Source organism: Lentzea sp. NPDC060358 (assembly GCF_042725365.1).
Taxonomy (GTDB): Bacteria; Actinomycetota; Actinomycetes; order Mycobacteriales; family Pseudonocardiaceae; genus Lentzea.
In genome coordinates, this window is record NZ_JBHXCW010000464.1 from 1 (window position 1) to 1,608 (window position 1,608).

Here is a 1,608-nt window from a genome sequence, read left to right on the forward strand (position 1 = left end):
ATCGGGGTGACAGGATTTGAACCTGCGACCTCTTCGTCCCGAACGAAGCGCGCTACCAAGCTGCGCCACACCCCGGCTGGGAACATGTAGAACTCTACATCATGTCCGCCCCAGCTCCGAATCGGACCCCCTCATTTCGCCCCTGACCAGGCAGGACGGTCCTCGGGACCAGGGTCAGCAGGGAAGCTTCCGGAGGGCAGCAGAACCGCACCGGCGCATACGGGGAAGTGCCCATGCCGGCGGACACGTTCATCCACATGTGCGAGCCCCACCGGGAAACGCCACGAGCGCGCGAACGGTCCAGTTCGCAGTTCGTCACGATGGCGCCGTAGAACGGCACGCGCAGTTGGCCGCCGTGGGTGTGGCCCGCCATCACGAAGTCGTAGCCGTCGGCGGCGAACGGGTCCAGCACGCGCGGTTCGGGGGAGTGCGTCACGCCCAGGCGCAGGGCCGCGGACGGGTCCGGGGTGCCCGCGATGTCGGCGTAGCGGTCGCGCTTGAGGTGCGGGTCGTCGAGGCCCGCGCAGAAGATCTCCTGGTCGCCGACCTTGATGGTCTTGCGCAGGTGCGTCAGGTCCTCCCAGCCGCGCTCGATCATGCCCGCGCGGAGGTCGCGCCACGGCAGCGTCACGCCGTGGATGCGCCTGGTCTTGGAGGACGGCAGCAGGTAGCGCACCGGGTTCTTGAGCCTCGGCGCGTAGTAGTCGTTGCTGCCGAAGACGAACACGCCCGGCTTGTCGAGCAACGGGCCGAGCGCGCGCAGCACGCCGGGGACGGCGTCCTTGTGTGCGAGGTTGTCGCCCGTGTTGACGACGAAGTCCGGGTCCAGGTCGGCCAGGGAGGCCACCCAACGCTGCTTCGACACCTGGTTCGGCGTCATGTGCAGGTCGGAGATGTGCAACACGCGGATCGGCTTGGCGTCGGGGGACAGCACCGGGACCGTCGCCGTCCGCAGGGTCCAGTGCCTCCTCTCGATTCCCGCCGCGTACGCGATGGTCGCGGCACCGACTGCGGTCGTGGCGAGGAGGGCTCGGCCGAGCTTGTTCACGCGTCAAGGGTACGGAAGGGCGTTGACTCGATCGGCGCGGCATCCGGAGCGCTGTACCGTTCTGCGCCATGGCGGAGTTGAAGACGCGGCTGCAGAACGACCTGACTGCGGCCATGAAGGCCCGGGAGACGGTCACGGCGGGTGCGCTGCGGATGGCGCTCACGGCTGTCACGAACGAGGAGGTCTCGGGCAAGCAGGCCCGTGAGCTCAGCGACGACGAGGTCGTGAAGGTGCTCTCGCGCGAGGCGAAGAAGCGCAAGGAGGCCGCCGAGGCGTTCGACGGTGCCGGCCGGGCCGAGAAGGCCGAGCTGGAGCGCCAGGAGCTCGCGGTGCTCGAGACCTACCTGCCCGCACAGCTCGACGACGCCGCACTCGCGTCCATTGTGGACAAGGCTGTCGAGGCCGTGACCGCGCAGCTCGGCGAGACGCCGGGACCCAAGCAGATGGGCCAGGTCATGAAGGCCGTCAACGCCGAGGTCGCCGGACGCGCCGACGGCGGCCGCGTCGCCGCCGCCGTGAAGTCCAGGCTCGCCAACTAGGAACCCGAGGTGCCGCAGCGG

General features: G+C 69.2%; 2 protein-coding genes and 1 tRNA gene. 1 reads left to right on the forward strand and 2 read right to left on the reverse strand.

Annotation, left to right across the window (positions count from 1 at the left end):
• Position 1: 1 nt before the first annotated feature.
• Positions 2–75: transfer RNA gene (locus ACFWGZ_RS40895), tRNA-Pro, on the reverse strand.
• A gap of 19 nt (positions 76–94) precedes the next feature.
• On the reverse strand, positions 95–1,048 hold the full coding sequence (locus tag ACFWGZ_RS40900) for a metallophosphoesterase (RefSeq protein WP_382456957.1): 954 nt from the start codon (positions 1,046–1,048) through the stop codon (positions 95–97).
• Between the two features lie 68 nt (positions 1,049–1,116).
• On the opposite strand from ACFWGZ_RS40900, the gene ACFWGZ_RS40905 reads away from it, so the two are divergent.
• Complete coding sequence (locus ACFWGZ_RS40905; RefSeq protein WP_382456958.1) at positions 1,117–1,587, forward strand: GatB/YqeY domain-containing protein; 471 nt, start codon at positions 1,117–1,119, stop codon at positions 1,585–1,587.
• The last annotated feature ends 21 nt before the right edge of the window (positions 1,588–1,608 follow it).